This window comes from Rhodanobacter sp. LX-99 (assembly GCF_018599185.1).
Taxonomy (GTDB): domain Bacteria; phylum Pseudomonadota; class Gammaproteobacteria; order Xanthomonadales; family Rhodanobacteraceae; genus Rhodanobacter.
The window spans coordinates 204,067-222,256 of record NZ_JAHFVL010000002.1 but is presented as its reverse complement, the minus strand read 5'-3'; the positions used below and the strand labels follow the sequence as shown (position 1 = coordinate 222,256).

15 protein-coding genes and 1 riboswitch are annotated in these 18,190 nt (G+C 68.2%); of the genes, 5 read left to right on the top strand and 10 right to left on the bottom strand.

Going from position 1 to position 18,190, the window contains the following annotated elements; translation table 11 throughout:
• Positions 1–13: 13 nt before the first annotated feature.
• Both recA and KK131_RS11640 read right to left on the bottom strand, forming a co-directional pair.
• Positions 14–1,051, bottom strand: a complete 1,038-nt coding sequence (gene recA / locus KK131_RS11645) for a recombinase RecA (protein ID WP_214556903.1) — start codon at positions 1,049–1,051, stop codon at positions 14–16.
• Positions 1,052–1,201: 150 nt separating this feature from the next.
• A complete protein-coding gene (locus KK131_RS11640) occupies positions 1,202–1,711 on the bottom strand; it encodes a CinA family protein (protein WP_214556902.1) in 510 nt (169 codons plus the stop codon).
• Positions 1,712–1,801: 90 nt separating this feature from the next.
• On the opposite strand from KK131_RS11640, the gene mutS reads away from it, so the two are divergent.
• A complete protein-coding gene (gene mutS / locus KK131_RS11635; RefSeq protein WP_214556901.1) occupies positions 1,802–4,378 on the top strand; it encodes a DNA mismatch repair protein MutS in 2,577 nt (858 codons plus the stop codon).
• A gap of 197 nt (positions 4,379–4,575) precedes the next feature.
• Complete coding sequence (locus tag KK131_RS11630) at positions 4,576–6,018, top strand: catalase (RefSeq protein ID WP_214556900.1); 1,443 nt, start codon at positions 4,576–4,578, stop codon at positions 6,016–6,018.
• Positions 6,019–6,027: 9 nt separating this feature from the next.
• Here the strand turns inward: KK131_RS11630 and KK131_RS11625 are convergent, their stop codons facing one another.
• The 4 genes from KK131_RS11625 to KK131_RS11610 all read right to left on the bottom strand — a co-directional run bounded on the left by KK131_RS11625 (position 6,028) and on the right by KK131_RS11610 (position 8,778).
• Complete coding sequence (locus KK131_RS11625) at positions 6,028–6,690, bottom strand: response regulator (protein ID WP_214556899.1); 663 nt, start codon at positions 6,688–6,690, stop codon at positions 6,028–6,030.
• A gap of 99 nt (positions 6,691–6,789) precedes the next feature.
• Complete coding sequence (locus KK131_RS11620) at positions 6,790–7,188, bottom strand: RNA-binding S4 domain-containing protein (protein ID WP_214556898.1); 399 nt, start codon at positions 7,186–7,188, stop codon at positions 6,790–6,792.
• Positions 7,189–7,222: 34 nt separating this feature from the next.
• Complete coding sequence (locus tag KK131_RS11615; RefSeq protein WP_214556897.1) at positions 7,223–7,813, bottom strand: response regulator; 591 nt, start codon at positions 7,811–7,813, stop codon at positions 7,223–7,225.
• Between the two features lie 71 nt (positions 7,814–7,884).
• Positions 7,885–8,778, bottom strand: coding sequence for an AEC family transporter (locus KK131_RS11610; protein WP_214557370.1), 894 nt, complete (start codon positions 8,776–8,778; stop codon positions 7,885–7,887).
• 145 nt (positions 8,779–8,923) lie between these two features.
• Here KK131_RS11610 and KK131_RS11605 point away from each other — a divergent pair, with 145 nt between their 5' ends.
• The 3 genes from KK131_RS11605 (at position 8,924) to pnuC (ending at position 13,013) form a co-directional block, all read left to right on the top strand.
• Entirely contained in the window at positions 8,924–10,057 is a 1,134-nt protein-coding gene (locus KK131_RS11605) for a phosphotransferase (protein WP_214556896.1), read from the top strand.
• Between the two features lie 32 nt (positions 10,058–10,089).
• A riboswitch (TPP riboswitch) is annotated at positions 10,090–10,185 on the top strand.
• Between the two features lie 55 nt (positions 10,186–10,240).
• A complete protein-coding gene (locus tag KK131_RS11600) occupies positions 10,241–12,424 on the top strand; it encodes a TonB-dependent siderophore receptor (protein ID WP_214556895.1) in 2,184 nt (727 codons plus the stop codon).
• Between the two features lies 1 nt (position 12,425).
• Positions 12,426–13,013 (top strand): nicotinamide riboside transporter PnuC, encoded by a 588-nt coding sequence (gene pnuC / locus KK131_RS11595; protein ID WP_214556894.1) that lies wholly within the window; start codon positions 12,426–12,428, stop codon positions 13,011–13,013.
• 66 nt (positions 13,014–13,079) lie between these two features.
• Here the strand turns inward: pnuC and KK131_RS11590 are convergent, their stop codons facing one another.
• The 4 genes from KK131_RS11590 to KK131_RS11575 all read right to left on the bottom strand — a co-directional run bounded on the left by KK131_RS11590 (position 13,080) and on the right by KK131_RS11575 (position 17,899).
• Positions 13,080–14,771: a hypothetical protein gene (locus KK131_RS11590; protein WP_214556893.1), complete on the bottom strand. Its 1,692-nt coding sequence runs from the start codon at positions 14,769–14,771 to the stop codon at positions 13,080–13,082.
• 141 nt (positions 14,772–14,912) lie between these two features.
• A complete protein-coding gene (locus KK131_RS11585; RefSeq protein WP_214556892.1) occupies positions 14,913–15,155 on the bottom strand; it encodes a hypothetical protein in 243 nt (80 codons plus the stop codon).
• Between the two features lie 50 nt (positions 15,156–15,205).
• Complete coding sequence (locus KK131_RS11580) at positions 15,206–15,604, bottom strand: hypothetical protein (RefSeq protein WP_214556891.1); 399 nt, start codon at positions 15,602–15,604, stop codon at positions 15,206–15,208.
• 81 nt (positions 15,605–15,685) lie between these two features.
• Positions 15,686–17,899, bottom strand: coding sequence for a toll/interleukin-1 receptor domain-containing protein (locus tag KK131_RS11575; protein WP_214556890.1), 2,214 nt, complete (start codon positions 17,897–17,899; stop codon positions 15,686–15,688).
• Positions 17,900–18,190 lie beyond the last annotated feature (291 nt).

The following is an 18,190-nucleotide window of genomic DNA, read 5'->3' as shown; positions in this document are numbered from 1 at the left end:
CAACGATCACCGCTCAGACTTCCTCGAGCGCCTCTTCCGGCGCGGCGGGGGCCGGCTTGCCGACCGGCACCAGCAGGCGCTCGCGCAGCTGCTTGTCGATCTCGTTGGCGATCGCCGGGTTGTCGCGCAGGAACTGGCGCACGTTTTCCTTGCCCTGGCCGATGCGGTCGCCGTTGTAGCTGTACCAGGCGCCGGACTTGTCGATCAGGTTCTGCGCCACGCCCAGCTCGATGATCTCGCCTTCGCGCGAGGTGCCCTCGCCGTACAGGATCTCGAACTCGCACTGGCGGAACGGCGGCGCCACCTTGTTCTTGACCACCTTGACGCGGGTTTCCGAACCGATGATCTCGTCGCCCTTCTTCACCGCACCGATGCGGCGGATGTCCAGTCGCACCGAGGCGTAGAACTTCAGCGCGTTGCCGCCGGTGGTGGTCTCGGGGCTGCCGAACATCACGCCGATCTTCATGCGGATCTGGTTGATGAAGATCACCAGGGTGCCGGACTTCTTGATGTTGGCGGTGAGCTTGCGCAGCGCCTGGCTCATCAGACGGGCATGCAGGCCGACGTGCGAATCGCCCATCTCGCCCTCGATTTCCGCCTTCGGCGTCAGCGCGGCGACCGAGTCGACCACGACCATGTCGACCGCGCCGGAGCGCACCAGCATGTCGGCGATTTCCAGCGCCTGCTCGCCGGTATCCGGCTGCGACACCAGCAGGTCGTCGACCTTGACACCGAGCTTTTCCGCGTAGCTCGGATCGAGCGCGTGCTCGGCGTCGATGAACGCGGCGGTGCCGCCTGCGCGCTGGCAGCTGGCGATCGCCTGCAGGGTCATGGTGGTCTTGCCGGACGACTCCGGCCCATAGATCTCGACCACGCGGCCGCGCGGCAGGCCGCCGACGCCAAGCGCGATATCCAGGCCCAGCGAGCCGGTGGAAACCGTCTCGATGGCTTCGTTGACGCGGTCGCCCATGCGCATGATCGCGCCCTTGCCGAACTGCTTTTCGATCTGGCCGAGGGCGGAGGTGAGCGCCTTGCGCTTGTTGTCATCCATCGTCTGTATTCCGGTTGGGCTGTGAATGGGGTGCATGATGCCCGGATCGAATCTCACCGGCTGCGATCACGCTGGCGCGATCGCGGACGATCGGCGTTGACGCGGCCAGTATCCCACACCGGTCAAGCCGGTCTGGCGGCAAATTGCGCGTCATTCCGTCAGCGTTCTACGCAAACCGACGAGCGCCGCCGCCACGGTCTGCCGCCGCACCGCCTCGCGGTCGCCCGAAAAGTGGAACAACTGCGCATGGCCGTAGCCGCCGCGGCGCTTCCAGCCGATCCAGACCGTGCCGACCGGTTTCTCCGGGGTGCCGCCGGATGGCCCGGCGATGCCGGTCACCGCCACCGCCACGCCGGCGCCAAAGCGCGCCAGCGCGCCGGACACCATCTCCAGCACGGTTTCCTCGCTGACCGCGCCGGTGTGCTCCAGCGTGCGCGGGTTGACCCCGAGCAGTGCCTCCTTCGCCTCGTAGCTGTAGGTCACCACGCCGGCATCGAACCAGGCCGAGCTGCCCGGCAGGTCGGTCAGCGTCTTGGCGATCCAGCCGCCGCTGCAGGACTCGGCCGTCACCAGCATCAGCCGGCAGCGTTGCACCTCGTCGGCCACCTCGCGGGCCAGTGCCAGCAACTCGGTATCGGTAGGAATGGACGACAACTCCATGCGAGACTCCCGGACTTGAACGAAACTTTGCGCCACGCGCAGGGGCACCGTTCTACCTGTTCCGCGCGACCACGCCAAGACTTGCATTGCATGAACCAAGACGATCTCGCCAAGCACACCCCGTTCATGCGCCAGTACCTGTCGGCCAAGGCCGAGCACCCGGACGTGCTGCTGTTCTTCCGCATGGGCGATTTCTACGAGCTGTTCTACGACGACGCGCGCAAGGCGGCGCGATTGCTCGACATCACCCTGACCCAGCGCGGGCAGTCGGGCGGTGCGCCGATCCCGATGGCCGGCGTGCCCTATCACGCGGTGGAAAACTACCTGGCGCGGCTGGTGCGGCTGGGCGAGTCGGTGGCGATCTGCGAACAGATGGGCGACCCGGCGCTGGCCAAGGGCATCGTCGAGCGCAAGGTGGTGCGCATCGTCACCCCTGGCACGGTGACCGACGCGGCGCTGCTGGAGGAACGCCGCGACAACCTGCTGCTGGCGATCGCCGCCGGTACGCATGGCGCCTACGGGCTGGCCTGGGTCGACCTGTCCAGCGGCCGCTTCCTGCTCAGCGAAGCGCCGAACGCCGAGGCGCTGGCCGCCGAACTGGCGCGGCTGCAGCCGGCCGAGACCCTGGTCGGCGAGGACGTGGCGTGGCCGAAACTGGTCAGTGCCCTGCCCGGCTTGCGCAAGCGGCCGCCGTGGCACTTCGACGGCGATGCCGCAAAACGCGAACTGAACCGCTTCTTCGGCACCCGCGACCTCGGCGGCTTCGGCGTGGACAAGCTGCCGCTGGCCGTCGCCGCCGCCGGCTGCCTGCTCGGCTACGTCGAGGAAACCCAGAAAAGCGCGCTGCCCCACCTCACCGGCATGGCGGTGGAAAGCGCCAGCGAGACGATCGCGCTGGACGCGGCCACCCGCCGCAACCTGGAACTGGATACCCACCCCAGCGGCCGCACCGAACACACCCTGCTCGGCGTGCTCGACGAGACGGTGACGCCGATGGGCGCGCGAGCGTTGCGCCGCTGGCTGACCCGGCCGCTGCGTTCGCGCGAGCTGCTGCGCCAGCGCCACCAGGCCATCGGCATGCTGATCGACAGCCGTCGCTACGACAGCCTGCGCGAACAGCTGCGCGGCATCGGCGACCTCGAACGCATCCTGGCCCGCGTGGCGCTGCGCTCGGCGCGCCCGCGCGACCTGTCCACCCTGCGCGATGGCCTTGCCGCGGCGCCCATATTGCGCGAACAGATCGCCGCGCTGGACAGCCCGCTGCTGCATGCCCTGGTCGAACGCATCGGCGACCACGCCGATACCGCCGCCCTGCTCGCCCGCGCCGTGGTCGCGCAGCCGCCGGTACTGCAGCGCGACGGCGGCGTGATCGCCGACGGCCACGACGCCGAACTCGACGAACTGCGCCGCCTGTCCACCCACGCCGACCAGTACCTGGTCGAGCTGGAGGAGCGCGAGAAGGCCGCCAGCGGCATCACGACGCTGAAGGTCGGCTACAACCGCGTGCACGGCTACTACATCGAGATCACCAAGGCGCAGTCGGACAAGGCGCCCACGCATTACACGCGCCGGCAGACCACGAAGAACGCCGAGCGCTACATCACCGAGGAACTGAAGGCGTTCGAGGACAAGGTGCTGTCGGCGAAGGAGCGCTCGCTGATGCGCGAGCGCGCGCTGTACGAGGCGCTGCTCGACACGCTCACCGAGAAACTCGAACCACTGAAAACCGCCGCCGCCGCGATGGCCGAGCTGGACGTGCTGGCCACCCTGGCCGAGCGCGCCGAGGCGCTGGACTGGAGCGCACCGCAGCTCACCGACGAACCCGGCATCGCGATCGAGCGCGGCCGCCATCCGGTGGTCGAGAAAGTCCGCGACGAGCCGTTCGAGCCGAACGACCTCAAGCTCGACGACACCCGCCGCATGCTGGTGATCACCGGCCCGAACATGGGCGGCAAGTCCACCTACATGCGCCAGAACGCGCTGATCGTGCTGCTCGCGCACATCGGCAGCTACGTGCCGGCGGCGAGCGCGGTGATCGGCCCGATCGACCGCATCTTCACCCGCATCGGCGCCGGCGACGACCTCTCGCGCGGCCAGTCCACCTTCATGGTGGAAATGAGCGAGACGGCGAACATCCTGCACAACGCCACCGCCGACAGCCTGGTGCTGATGGACGAGGTCGGCCGCGGCACCAGCACCTACGACGGCCTGTCGCTGGCCCGCGCCGCCGCCGTGCACCTGGTGCGCAACAGCCGTGCCTACACGCTGTTCGCCACCCACTACTTCGAGCTCACCGAACTGGCCAACGAGTTCGCGGCGATCGCGAACGTGCACCTGGACGCCGTCGAGTACGGCGAGCAACTGGTGTTCATGCACGCGGTGAAGGAGGGCCCGGCAAACCGCAGCTTCGGCCTGCAGGTGGCCGCGCTGGCCGGCCTGCCGAAATCGGTGATCGCCGATGCGAGGCGCACCCTGGCCGAACTCGAACGCGGCATGCACCAGCACGCCAGCACGCCCGCGGCGGCCGCCGAGGCTTCGCCGCAACTGGGCCTGTTCGCCCCGGCGCAGCCTTCCGCCGCCGAACGCGCGCTGGAGCAGATCGACCCGGACGCGCTGACCCCGCGCGAGGCGCTGGAAGCGCTGTACCGCCTGAAACAGCTGGACTGATCGCACCGGCGGGCAACACCACTCGCCGTCACCACCTCGCACTAACGTCTCATCGGCGATGCTGGCCCGTCGGGCCCGGCAGGTGACCGCCCTACCCATAGCCAGGAGCTATCATCCATATCGGAACATTCGAATTCCATTGATCGTCATGCCTGCGTAGATTGGCCGAACACCCAAGTCCCCCACAGGAGCCCACCATGAGCCAGGACCGCAAGACCCTGACCACCGACGCCGGCGCACCGCTGGCCGACAACCAGAACAGCCTCACCGCCGGCCCGCGCGGTCCGCTGCTGGTGCAGGACGTGGCGCTGTTCGAGAAGCACGCGCACTTCAACCGCGAGCGCATCCCCGAGCGCGTGGTGCACGCCAAGGCCTCCGCCGCGTTCGGCACCTTGACGATTACCCACGACATCACCCGCTACACCCGCGCCAAGGTGTTCAAGCCGGGCACGGCCACGCCGATGCTGGCGCGCTTCTCCACCGTGGCCGGCGAGCGCGGCGCGGCGGATGCCGAGCGCGACGTGCGCGGCTTCGCGCTGAAGTTCTACACCGGGGAAGGCAATTGGGACCTGGTCGGCAACAACACGCCGGTGTTCTTCATCCGCGACCCGTACAAGTTCCCCGACTTCATCCACACCCAGAAGCGCGACCCGCGCACGAACATGCGCAACCCCACCGCGATGTGGGACTACTGGTCGCTGTCGCCCGAGTCGCTGCACCAGGTCACCACGCTGATGAGCGACCGCGGCATCCCCGCCACGCTGCGCCACATGCACGGCTTCGGCAGCCACACCTACAGCTTCTGGAACGAGGCCGGCGAGCGTTACTGGGTGAAGTTCCACTTCAAGACCCGGCAAGGCATCAAGAACCTCACCAATGCCGAGGCGGCGACGCTGATCGGCAACGACCGCGAATCGCACCAGCGCGACCTGTACGAGGCGATCGAGCGCAAGGACTTCCCGCAGTGGACGCTGTACGTGCAGATCATGCCCGAAGCCGACGCGGAGAAAACCCCGTACAACCCGTTCGACCTGACCAAGGTGTGGCCGCACAAGGACTACCCGCTGATCGAGGTCGGCGTGATGGAGTTGAACCGCAACCCGGACAACTACTTCGCCCAGGTCGAGCAATCCAGTTTCTCGCCCGCCAACGTGGTGCCCGGCATCGGCTTCTCGCCGGACAAGGTGCTGCAGTTCCGCCTGTTCTCCTACGCCGACGCGGCGCGCTATCGGCTCGGCCCCAACCACGACCAGTTGCCGGTGAACCAGCCGCGCTGCCCAGCGCACAACTACGCCCGCGACGGATCGATGCGTTACGGCGACAACGGCGGCGGCAGCGTGAACTACGAGCCGAACTCGTTCGGCGGTCCGGTCGAGGACCCCTCGGTGAAGGAGCCGCCGCTGCGGATCTCCGGCGACGCCGATCGCTACGACCACCGCGCCGGCAACGACGATTACCGGCAACCCGGCGACCTGTTCCGCTTGATGAGCGGCGCGCAGAAGCAGCAGCTGTTCGACAACATCGCCGCGGCGATGCAGGGCGTACCGGAAGACATCATCCGCCGTCAGCTCGGCCACTTCGCCAAGGCCGACCCGGCCTATGCGGCGGGCGTGGCCAAGGCGCTGGGGCTGGCGATCTGACCCGAACCGTCAGCCGATGCCGTGAACCACCTGCAAGGTGGCTTGCGGCATCGCGGCCGCGCCGGCCGGATGCGGCGTGGCATCCGCATCGGGCATCGCGATGTCCGGAATGTCGGCCAGGTCGTCGGCCGGCCATTCCTCGACCGACAGCGCCGGCGGCGGCAGTTCCACCGGCACCAGCGACAAGCGGCCGGCCAGCCGCCCCGACTGCACCAGCTGGCCGATGCGCAGGTATACCTCGTCGCGATCGAAGGGCTTCTGCATGAAATCGTCGGCACCGAAGCGCTGTACGTAGAACTGCTCGGTCGCCTGCGGGTTGCCGCTGATCATCACGATCGGGATGTCCCGGGTCAGCGGGTCGTGGCGCAGCGCGCGCAGCACCGCAAAACCGTTCATGCCAGGCATCACGATGTCTAGGAAGATCAGCGCCGGCCGTTCGCTGCGGGCCAGCTCGATCGCATCCCTGCCCTCGGTGGCCTTGAGCACGGCGTAGCCGTCCTGGCGCAGCATCTTGCCGAGCACGGCGCAGATCGTGGGCGAATCGTCGACCACGAGCATGCGCGCGCCCAGCGCCGTCTGCAGATGCGCCTCATCACGAGGCTCGGCCGCCGCGTGGCTGCCGAGCAGGCGCTTGAAGAAACCGAGGCCATTCATCAGTGCGTGTCCGTCCATGCCAGCCCTCCGGCCTTGTTGGGATGGCGCAGCAACGCCAAGCCCGTGGATTTGCATGGATATTCCCGCAGATACCGGCCGCAATCTGCGATGCACTGCTCAGCGCCGATCCTTGAGCCGCCGCAATTCGCGCCGCGCCTGCTTGTCCGGCCGTTTCAGCGGCCCGTTCGCGCCGACCAGCCGATGCTGCTCGCGCACCGCCTCGCGGGCGACGCGGCTGGCCTCGGTCTCGCGGTACAGCGTCTGCGCCACGCTGGCCGGACCGCGCTTGTCGGACAGCGCCAGCAATTCGACTTCCAGCCGCTCCTCGCCGCGGCTGATCTTCAGGCGGTCGCCCACGTGCAATGCCTTGGCCGGTTTGCAGCCGGCCTCGTTGACGTCGACGCGGCCGCCCTCGATCGCCTGCCGGGCCAGGCTGCGCGTCTTGAAGAAACGCGCTGCCCACAGCCATACGTCGGCGCGGGTATCGGTCGTCGGACGGGTGGATGGCTTGTTCATCGCGGGAATTATCCCGCGCCCGCGAACGCGGCACTCACGTCTGCCCGGAAGGCGGCGCGACCAGGTCCTGCGGATCCGGCATCGCGATGTCCGGGATCGCGGCGTGTTCGGCGGCGGTGTGCTCGGACTCGGCCGGCAGCGATTCCTCCGCCGTGCGCTGGCGCACCACCAGCCGGCCGCTGCGCGTGAGGTGCTCGATGCGCGCGAACACCTCGCTGCGGCCGAACGGCTTCTTCATGAAGTCGTCGGCGCCGAAACGCTGCACGTAGAACTGTTCGGTCGCCTGCAGGTTGCCGCTGATCATCACGATCGGGATGTCCCGGGTCAGCAGGTCGTGGCGCAACGCGCGCAACACGGCGAAGCCGCTCATGCCGGGCATCACGATGTCGAGGAAGATCAGGTCGGGGCGCTCCGTGCGCGCGATCTCCAGCGCGCTCTCGCCGTCGGCCGCCTTCAGCACCACGTGGCCGTTCTGCGCCAGCATCTTGCCGAGCACCGCGCGGATGGTGGCCGAATCGTCCACCACCAGAACCCAGGCCTCCTTCGGCTCGCCGCTGCGGGGCACCGCACGGCGCTCGCCGTGCTCGTTGCCGAACAGGCGCTTGATCAGATCGAAACCGGCCATGACACGAGCTCCCCCTGCCCATGAGATTCCGGCGCTAGTCTCGGTGCAGCGCCGGCCGGACGCAAGCTGCCCTAGGCCCCCAGCAGCAGGTTGCCCAGCGGGATGGTGAGCAGCGACAGCACGATGCCGGCGCCCAGCACGGTATTTGCCAGCGCCGGCTCCAGAGCGTACTCGTCGGCCAGGATCGTCGCCGACACCATCGGCGCCATCGCCGCCTGCAGCACGCCGACGGTCAGCACCAGCCCGTCGACCCCGGCGGCCACGCCCAGCGCCCAGCACAGCAGCGGCGCCAGCAGCAGCTTCCAGCCCAGCCCCCAGCTGGCCGCGCCGAGCTGCCGCTGACCCGGATGGAACTTGAACTGCAAGCCGACCGAGAACAGCGCCAGCGGCGTCAGCGTGGCGCCGATCGGCGCGAACACGCCATTCAACAGCTCGGGCCAGCCACCGCACAGGCCGGCGACGATGCCCACCACCAACGCGATGAAAGCCGGAAACGTGACGATGCGCCGGACGATCAGGCGCGGCTGCAGCGTGCGCCCCGAATAGACCGACGCCACCACGATGCCGGCCGACGCCAGCACCGGAAACGCACCGATCTGGTCGGCCACCACCGCCAGCGCCAGGCCCGCCTTGCCGTGCAGGGCCTCGATCATCGGATAGCCCATGTACGCCGTATTGCCCAGCCCGCAAACCAGGATCAGCGCTCCCGTGCGCTGCCGCGACCAGCCCAGCCGCGGCCCGAGCAGGCCGAACAGCAGCCACGCGCCGCCGAAGGTGAGCCACATCGCCGCCACCGGAAACCACAGCTGCGGATCGAACTTCACCTTCGGGATCAGTTCCAGCACCAGCGCCGGCAGCGCCACATTGAGCACCCACCAGTTGATGCCCGGCACGATCCCCGCCGGCGGCTTCGCGTAGCGCGCCACCAGGGTGCCGAGGATCAGGCAGACGAACAGCAGCAGCATCGCACTCATGGAACGGGGGCACCGCGGGGAAAGTTGGCCATTATAAGGATGGCTCGCCGCGTGCCGATGGCGGCCGAACGTGATGCCCTGTCCTTTCGGGGATAATCCACAGCCTGCCCCGCTTGCGGACACCTTAGCCATTCCGATGAACGACCCGCTTCACCTTGCCCACGGACTGGCCGGCGACAACACGCCGCCGGACTGGCCGCCGCTGACCGCCGGCGAGGTCGAGACGCTGCTGCGCGGCTACCCGATGCTCGGCGCGCCGACCCGCATCGACTGGCACAGCCCGCGCCCGCTGTCGGCCGCGTGCCTGGTCGAGACGGAGCACGCCACCGTCTTCGTCAAGCGCCACCACCGCAGCGTGCGCTCGGCCGCCACGCTCGCCGAGGAACATCGCTTCATCGCGCACCTGCGCGATCGCGGCATGCCGATCCCAGCGGTGCTTCGCGATGCGCGGGAACGGACCACCGTGACGATCGGCGACTGGGTCTACGAGGTGCACGAACGTGCCGCCGGCATCGACCTGTACCGCGAGGCGATCTCGTGGGAACCGCTGCCGAACCACACGCACGCACTCGCCGCCGGCCGCATGCTCGCCGCCCTGCACGACGCGGCCGCGGACTACCGCGCGCCCCAGCGCGACACCCACATCCTGGTCGCGCGCAGCGAGCTGATCGCCGCGCCCGATCCCGTCGCCGCGCTGCGCGCGCAGCTGCCGAAGCGCCCCGGTTTGGCCGATTACCTGCGCGATCGCGACTGGCAACGCGACTTCGCCGAGCTGCTCGCCCCGTGGCACGCCGCCGCCCAGCCATGGCTGGCACGGCAGACGCGACTGTGGACGCACGGCGACTGGCACGTCTCCAACCTGTGCTGGAGCGGCGGCAACGATGCGCGGATCAGCGCCGTGCTCGACTTCGGCCTCGCCGCCGCCAACTTCGCTCTGTTCGACCTGGCCACCGCGATCGAGCGCAACGCGATCGCCTGGCTGGCGCTCGACACCGGCCTTGATGCCGCCCACCCCGACATCGCCCGCGCGCTGATCGAAGGCTATCGCCGGCAACGTCCGCTGCAGGCAGCCGACCTGGACCTGCTGGCCGACCTGCTGCCGCTGGTGCACATGGATTTCGCGTTGTCGGAAGTCGAGTACTACCACGCCGTCACCCACTCGCGCGCGAACGCCGACGTGGCCTACGACACCTTCCTGCGCGGCCACGCGGCGTGGTTCCGCACGCCGGCCGGCCAGGCCCTGCTGCAGGTCATCCGCGGCCCCGGCTGACCACGCCGCGGCGATTCGTGGTTCAATAGGCGTTCTTGAAGCGGGGGTGCCCGGCGTTGCCGGGCTGAGAGAGTCCCTTGGAACCTGACCCGGTTAGTACCGGCGTAGGGAGCTTGCAGATCCGGCATGTCCTAGCGACAGCCGGGTCGCCGTCGCTTCGTCCGTATCCCCTTGACGACGACGATGACGATGCCTCTCTCCCGCACTCCCCTGATCCTCGCCCTGCTCGCGGCCATGGCGCCCGTCCATGCCGGCGACACCGCCGACAAACCGCAAGCGACGCGGCTGGCGCCGGTGCACGTGGAAGCCGACAGCGCCAAGGGCTACCACGCCGACAACTCGCAGCTGGACACCTTCGGCAGCTTCGGCAACGCGCCGTTGCAGGACACGCCGGCCGCGATCACGGTGATCACCCGCGACCAGATCGACGACCGCCAGCCGCGCACCCTGAGCGAACTGGCGCGCGCCGACGCCGCGCTGGGCGACAGCTACGCGCCGGTCGGCTACTACCAGGACATCGCGATCCGCGGTTATGCGCTGGATCCGGCCACCGGCTTCCGATTCAACGAAATGAGCATGGCCGGCGAACAGCTGCAGCCGCTGGAAGACAAGCAGCGCGTGGAAATCCTCAAGGGCCTCGGCGGCCTCGAAGCCGGCGTGGTCGCGCCGGGCGGGCTGATCAACTACGTCAGCAAGCGCCCGGCCGACGTGCACACCGCCACCATCGGCACCGACTCGCACGGTTCGCGCTACCTCGCGATCGATGTGGGCGGCTGGCTGACGCCCACCTTCGGCGTGCGCGTGAATGCCGCCCACGAGGACATGAACTCCTACGTGCGGCACGCCGATGGCCGCCGCACGTTCCTCTCGCTGGCCGCCGACTGGAAGATCAGTCCGAACGCCACGCTGCGGCTGGACACCAATTACCAGACCAGCGGGCAGCGCTCGGTCTCCGGCTACCAGTTGCTCGGCGGCAGCACGATTCCGGCGCATCCCAGCCGCACCCGCATGCTCGGCTTCGAGCCGTGGCAGCGGCCGGTGGGCATCGACGCCAGCAACAGCACGCTGCGCTTCGACTACCGCTTCAGCGACCGATGGAGCGCGCAATGGTCGGCCGGCCACAGCCATGTCGTGATCGACGACAACGTGGCGTTCGCCTACGGCTGCTTCTACTCGCCGGCCTGCGCCAGCGGCGCCACGCCCGGCTGGTTCTTCGCGCCGAACGGCGACTACGATGTCTACGACTACCGCAGCCCCGACGATACCCGCGTCAACGACGAGGCGCGTGCCGTATTGAAGGGCTCGTTCGACACCGGCCCGCTCAACCACGAAGTCAGCCTCGGCGCCAGCGCGTTCCGCCGCACCATCGACCGCCGCCCCTACGTTTACGATTACGTCGGCACCGCCAATATCGACGAAGTCGATCCGCCCTACTTCGCGCCTTCGCCGAACCAGCCCGGGCCGTCGGCACGCCGGCTGACCAGTTGGCAGCATTCGGTGTTCGCGCTGGACCGCGTGCATCTCGGCCCGCAGTGGCAGGTGCTGCTCGGCGGCCGCTTCGTGCGCCTGCACGAGCACGCCTACGACGACACCGGCGCCCCCGAACGCGACACCCGCCTCGGCAAGGCGCTGCCGCAGGCGGCCGTGCTGTGGCAGCCCACCACGCAATTGACCACCTACGTCAGCTACAGCGAAAGCCTCTCGCTGGGCAATGAAGCGCCGTACTGGACTTCCAACGGCGGCACCACGCTGGCCCCGCTGCTGGCGCGCCAGGCCGAGGCCGGCGTGAAGTACGCCTGGAGCGACGCATTGAGCCTTTCGGCCGCGCTGTACCGCCTCCGCCAGCCGTACCAGTTCGCCCGGCCGGACAGCACCGCCGAAGGCTTCACCTTCGTGCAGCAGGGCAGCGAGGTGCACAGCGGCCTGGAATTCAACGCCGCCGGCCAGATCACCGACGACCTGCGCCTCACCGCCAGCCTCAACCTGATCCGGGCGCGCGCCGAGAACACCGGCGCCCCGGCCTACGAGGGCCACCAGGTGGTCAACGTGCCGCGCCTGCGCAGCGCGTTGTATGTCGACTACCGCCTGCCGTTCGCGCCCCGGCTCGGCCTGCTCGGCGGCTGGCGCTACGCCAGCCCCAACGTGGCCACGCCGAACGGCCTGACCCGCGTGCCGGCGTACAACGTGTTCGATGCCGGCCTGCGTTACGCCGGCCAGTGGGACGGCCATGCGCTGACCTGGCGGCTCAGCGTCGACAACGTGTTCAACCGCTTCTACTGGCGCGACACCGGCAGCTCCGGCGGCGACAGCTACCTGTTCCCGGGCGCGCCGCGGCTGGCCCGGCTCTCCTTGACCGTCGCGTTCTGACATGACCTGGGTCGAACTCATCGCCGCGCTGGTCAGCGCGTGGGCCGTCTGGCTCACCACCCGCCGGCGTCCATGGTGCTGGCCGGTGGGGCTGATCTCGGTGCTGGTCTACGCGTGGGTGTTCGTCCACGCGAAGCTCTACTCCGACGCGCTGCTGCAACTGGCGTTCGCGCTGCTGATCGGCTACGGCTGGTACCGCTGGCTGCAGCACATGGGCGAGGACGGCCGCGTGGAAGTGGCCGCGCTGCCGCGACGGCAGGCGATCGCGCACCTGGCGATCGGCAGCCTCGGCGCGCTGGCGCTGGGCGCGTTCATGCACTACCGCACCGACGCCGCCCTGCCCTGGCTGGACGCGGCGCTGACCGCCTTCAGCCTGGTCGCACAGTGGTGGCAGGCCAAGCGGCACGTCGCCGCGTGGTGGCTGTGGATCGTGGTGGACGTGATCTACGTGGGCGAATACGTCTACAAGCACCTGCTGATCACGTCGGTGCTGTACGCGGGCTTCGTGCTGCTGGCGGTGATCGGCCTGCGCGCATGGCAGCGCGCAGACAAGGCACCCACGCCCCCTCTCCCCGTCCCACCTCGCTGAAACTCGTGGCTGTACCGCGACACCGCTCCCCGGAAGCCCTCCACTCGGCGCCACAATCCGGAACGATCAGAGCTTGCTGTGCTCCACCTGCCGTTCGCGCTGCATCAGCGTCCACTCGGCGTGTTCGGTGAGTGCCGCGTCGCCGAGCGAAAGCAGGATCTGGCGCTGCAGTACGGGATCGCGCGTGCGGTCCAGCGCTGTGCGCGCGTTGGCGAAGATGCGCTGCATGAAGCGGTACTGCCTGATCAATTCCTTGTCGGCCTTGCGGTAGGCGTAAGCCTCGCGCACGGCGGCGATGATCGACAGCACCGCCATGACCATCACCAGGGTGGTCTTGGTTTCCTGCGACAGCTCGAGCACGAAGGCGGCGAGGAACACGCTGATCGCCACGCCGCCCCACAGGCTGAGCGAGCCGATCGCTTCGGTCACATGGTGCAGGCCGGTGCGCTCGATGGTCTTGCGCTCGTAGTAATGAAGCTGCCCGGACTTCCCCGACTCCCCCACCCACTCCGCAATGACGTCCGCCAGCGCGGTGGGCGAGGACGCCGTCGGAGCGGTCGCCACATCGAGGCCGGCGGCGCGCATGACGTTGCGGATCCAGCCCAGCTCGATGTTCTGCCTCTGCAGGAAGTTGTCATGCGCGAACTCGTGGTCGGCGTTCGCCGAGACGTCCGCCCGCCGCCAGTACGACTGGATCCGCAGACCCTCCGCCAGCGCGCGGTAATCCAGGTACTTGCGGTGCCAGCCGCGATACCGGGCCAGCGCCGCCACCGCGCCGCCGCTGGCGAACAGGCACAGGAACAGGTAGATCAGGAAGTTCTGCGCGGGCATGTGCGCATAGAACGTGAAGGCAATGCCCATCAAGGCCGCCAGCGTGTAGGTCAGGCGCATGGCCAGCAGTACCCGCCGCTGGAAATGCAGCGCCAGCCAGTCTGCGGCATGGAACAGCCGATCGATCGCCGCAGTGTCACGCGTTCCGACGGCCGCTTGCGCGGGCGCGGCCGCCGCAATCTCGTCGGCGTATTTGTCGCACTCGCGATTGAACTCGACCATGCGCGCGAACATCAGCCTGAAATCCGCCGGTAGGCTGTCGGCGGGGGAAGCCGTGTCGGCGGTACGCCACAACACCTGCAAGGGCAGCAGCCCGGCAGCCGGCGCTCCATCGGGCCCGTCGCGTGAACAGACGATGTGATAGAGCAGGCTCTCGTCGCCACCGCCCAGCATATGGCGCGTATCCCGACGACGGTCGATCAGGCCCGGCATGCTGCCGCTCAGATGGTATTTCACGATCTGCGCGGTGCCGCCGAGCCGGCCCGATTCCTTGCCGTCCCAGATCGCCAGCAGGACATGGCAGTGGCTGGCTATATACACGCCGGCCTTGGCGTACCGACGATCGCGCGCGAGGCCGGGCGTGCCGATGTCCAGCAACGACTGCCCCTTCGACGGCGGCAGCTGCACGATCTCGGCCTGAACGCACAGCGCGTCGAAGCTGGCGCGCACCGCCGGGTCGGCAAAGTCGTCGACGTACAGTTCCCGCGGCAACGGCAGCGGCGCGACCAGGCGCGCGCCGGCGGCGAGCGCCTCGCGCGCCACCAACTGGTCGCCACCCTCGGCCAACGCCGACAGCACCACCAGCGGCAGCGCGGGAAAATCGCGCCGCAGTTGCGCCAGGAAATCCCGCACGCGTTGCCGGATCGGCTCGACTTCGTCGGCGGGGATGTTGCGATGGCTGGTGACGCCGACAACCAGGGGAGTCATGACGGCTTCCGGATGATGAGAGCCATGCACGACGGGCCACGCACGGTCTCGCGGGCCTACGGGATCCCGCAGGAGGCCGCTGCCGGCAGTCTCCCCACGGTACCGCATGAGCCCTGACGAGTGCCTGGGCCGCGGCGCAGCTTAATTATTCTTGATCGACGGGCGAGTGGCGGTGTCCGGCTCGGGCGCCCTCGCCAACGCGGATTCCTGCTCGGCTTCGCTATCCGCCAGGGCATTCTCGTCGTCAACGGGAAGCGGCGTGGCCAGAGCGTCCTGACTTTCATGGCTGGTCTTTGGCATATCGGTCTCCAGGGTGGTTGAAGCGATGACGGTGTGCTCCGTGCCGGCATCCGTGCCTTGATGCCCTTTGCCCGGATTTTCCAAGGCTGCCGGTCGCGATGTCCGGGCCTGGAGCCTGTCGGGCTCTTCGGGAACTAGTTGTTTTTGATCGACGGGTTCGTGGTGGTCTCCGTGAGGGATGTCTTGTTGGACTGGTAGACCACGCCGCCGATGGTGGCGCTCAACTGATAGATCCAGTCGCCCGCCGTGCTGGCACTGTTGTTGAGGTCGCTCATCGTCAGCTGGTTGCCGTTTGCCTGCAGCACGGGAGAGCCGAAGATGCCGGCAGGTGGTGGCGTGCCGACCCAGGCGAAACCGGGTTCCGGATCGCTTTGCGTATTGAACGATCCCGAGGCCGCATTGCCGGTCAGCTGCCAGGTGATGGTTTGCGCGTTGGGACCACGGCTGACGTGGTTCGCACCGTTACTCTGATCGATATCGAGATACGGCGGGGTCGTGCTCGTGTCGAGCTTGACATTGAGATTGTTCGGCATGATGGATTCCTTGGTGATGAGGGATTTGATCCGATACCGCGCTTGCCGGTGTTGCCCATCCCCTGTTCGTTGCGCTCGGCCTTATTGGCGAGCGTTGATGTCGGTTGCCGCCAGCAGTTTCTGCTGGAAGGCCGTATTGACCGGATAGTCGATCCGCTCGCGCCGCAATACGGCCAACAGCGCCGCATCGCGGTAGCCGCTGCCCCACAGTCGCCGGGTCACGGCCTGCGCCTGGGCTTTCATGCCCAGCGCCAGCAGCGCCTCGACCTGCAACGCCAGCAGACGCGGATCGTCGCCGCCGCTTTTCACCGCCTGCATCGCGTTCAAGGCGTCGCTGCGCAGTTGCCGCGGGGCCCGCACCTCATCGGATACCGCCGCGAGCAAAAGCTGCGCGCCCGCCGTCGCCAGCAAGGTGGCGCGGTCGTCGGACTGCTTGACGAACAATGGGGCAAGGATGGTCAGTGCAGCTTGCGCCTGCCTGCGCGCTGCGTCGGTCTGGCCGGACGCCTGCGATTGCGCGGCTTGCTCAAGCTGTGCCTCGGCGAACTCGCGCTGCCTGCCGACGTTCGCCGGATCCTGTTTCGTCAAGGCAAGGAAAATGGACAACGACTGCCCATTCAGCGCCTGAGCCGCGGGCAGATCGCCGCTCAGGCGCCGCAGCCGGCCCAGCTGCGAGGAATACAGTGCCAGATGCTCCTGGAAGCTGGTATTGCCCGGATCGATCTTCGTCAGTTGCCTGGCGATGTCGACCGCCTGTTGCAGATCGCGCATGCCCGCCTCGATGTCGCCGGTCAGGGCCAGCGTGCGCCCCAGAATGGCGCGGACCGTAAGCATGCTCTCGCGCTGGTCGTTGTTCCTGGGGTCGCGCGCGGAGAGTGCGGCCTCGATCGCGTCGTCGGCGGCGTATTCGGCGACGGCTGTTGCAAGGTCGCCGCGCATCAATGCCAGCTTGCCGAGATTGTTGTGCGCCCCGCCCAATTCCAGCGCCCACTCGGTCTTGCCGGGCCTGGCGGCCACCAGCTTGCGGGACAAAGCCAGTGCGTTGCGGTAATGGCCGGTCGCCTCGTCCAGCCGGCCGCGTGCTTCGAGCACATGACCGATATTGTTTTCGATCATCTCCTGCTGGTACTGCAACGGCAGCACATCCGCCTCACTCGGTACGGCGCGCTGCAGCACGGTTTGCGCCGACTCGAAACTCTGCTGTGCCGCGTCGAGCTGCCCCTGATACCAGTGGGTCATGCCGACGAAGGCCAGGACCTGCGCATACGCGAGCTGTCGCGTGGAGTCGGCGGGAGCCTTCTCGGCCAGCATGGCGGCGAGCTTCGAGGCCGCCTGGTATGACGCCATCGCCGCTGGGAGATGACCTTGATCCAGTCGCACACTGCCGATCTTCTCCAGTGCCTTGGCGCGCTGCGCCAGTGCTTCGTCGGTGACATCGGTGCTCGGCAGCGACTGGAAATAGCTCATCGAGTGATCGTCGACGGTTTCCATGATGTCCAGACGTGATACCTGCGCCAGCTTGTCGTTGAGATCGCCGAGCATGAAATTGACCAGGCCCTCGGCCTGTTTCTGCCGACGCTCGGCGGCCTGGCTGGCGACCACCGCGGCGTGGCGGGCGATCATGGCGGTGATCGCCAGGGCGGTGGTCGCCGCCATCACGATCAGCGCCAGCGTGGCCAGCGCCGCCATGCGCCGGGCGCGTCGCTGCAATTCGCGCCGCTTCAGCGCATCGAAACCGATGTCCAGCATGCCGGCGATCAGCTTCAGCTTGGCATTGGCCTTGCCGTCCTTGCCCGCGCGCGCGTCGGCGGCGATCGGCTCGGTGCGCTCGTGGCCCAGCGCACCGTCGGCGCCGAGTCGATGACGAAGCGCCGGCGCGAAACATTCCTCGGCGGCGCGGCCGGGCAGCTCGCTCGCGTCGGGTTCGCCATCGACGATCAGGCAGAAGATGCGCTCGCTGCGGCCGAGCCGCTTGAACGCCAGCACTTCCTCGTTGACCCAGTGCGAAGTCGCCGAGTTCGGCGAGCAGATCACCAGCAGGCTTGCCGATTGCGCCAACGCCTCGTTGACCTTGCGGCCGAGATCGGTGGCACTGGCCAGCTCGTCGCGATCGCGGAAGATCGGCGCGAGGCGGGCGGGGATCTCGCCGAACGCCGTCGCCTGGCCGACCAGGCGCTTCGGAACCGCGTAGGTTTCCAGCGCCCGGTGCAGCCAGCCCGCCCAGGCCTTGTCCCGGTGGCTGTAGCTGATGAAGGCGCGGTACCGGCATGCCGGCACCGCGGAAGCTTGCGTCATGACGCATTGGCTCCCGCACGAGGTGACGCATTCCCTTGCCGGGAAGTCCCCATTCGCTCGACCTGACCCCGGGTGCCGGCCAGTCAGGACACCCCAGCAGGCACCCGTGACGCGGGACAATAGCACCAGAAATGTGATGCAAGTCTCATTTTTGAAGGCTTGAAGGCGATTTCGGGGCTTGGAACAGCGCCATCGCCCCTCCGGCACGCCGGCAGGCAAACCGCGGTATCCCGCCGGTCAAACCGCCAGGCCACACGCCTGCACCATGGTGCAGGCGACACCGGCCGGATG

Bases quoted from the DNA above. Each gene is read 5' to 3' on its own strand.
- KK131_RS11580 (WP_214556891.1), bottom strand. From the start codon at position 15,604: ATGCCGAACAATCTCAATGTCAAGCTCGACACGAGCACGACCCCGCCG.
- KK131_RS11605 (WP_214556896.1), top strand. From the start codon at position 8,924: ATGAACGACCCGCTTCACCTTGCCCACGGACTGGCCGGCGACAACACG.
- KK131_RS11620 (WP_214556898.1), bottom strand. From the start codon at position 7,188: ATGAACAAGCCATCCACCCGTCCGACGACCGATACCCGCGCCGACGTA.
- KK131_RS11625 (WP_214556899.1), bottom strand. From the start codon at position 6,690: ATGGACGGACACGCACTGATGAATGGCCTCGGTTTCTTCAAGCGCCTG.
- KK131_RS11575 (WP_214556890.1), bottom strand. From the start codon at position 17,899: ATGACGCAAGCTTCCGCGGTGCCGGCATGCCGGTACCGCGCCTTCATC.
- KK131_RS11590 (WP_214556893.1), bottom strand. From the start codon at position 14,771: ATGACTCCCCTGGTTGTCGGCGTCACCAGCCATCGCAACATCCCCGCC.
- KK131_RS11600 (WP_214556895.1), top strand. From the start codon at position 10,241: ATGACGATGCCTCTCTCCCGCACTCCCCTGATCCTCGCCCTGCTCGCG.
- mutS (WP_214556901.1), top strand. From the start codon at position 1,802: ATGAACCAAGACGATCTCGCCAAGCACACCCCGTTCATGCGCCAGTAC.
- KK131_RS11615 (WP_214556897.1), bottom strand. From the start codon at position 7,813: ATGGCCGGTTTCGATCTGATCAAGCGCCTGTTCGGCAACGAGCACGGC.
- KK131_RS11630 (WP_214556900.1), top strand. From the start codon at position 4,576: ATGAGCCAGGACCGCAAGACCCTGACCACCGACGCCGGCGCACCGCTG.
- KK131_RS11610 (WP_214557370.1), bottom strand. From the start codon at position 8,778: ATGCTGCTGCTGTTCGTCTGCCTGATCCTCGGCACCCTGGTGGCGCGC.
- recA (WP_214556903.1), bottom strand. From the start codon at position 1,051: ATGGATGACAACAAGCGCAAGGCGCTCACCTCCGCCCTCGGCCAGATC.
- pnuC (WP_214556894.1), top strand. From the start codon at position 12,426: ATGACCTGGGTCGAACTCATCGCCGCGCTGGTCAGCGCGTGGGCCGTC.
- KK131_RS11640 (WP_214556902.1), bottom strand. From the start codon at position 1,711: ATGGAGTTGTCGTCCATTCCTACCGATACCGAGTTGCTGGCACTGGCC.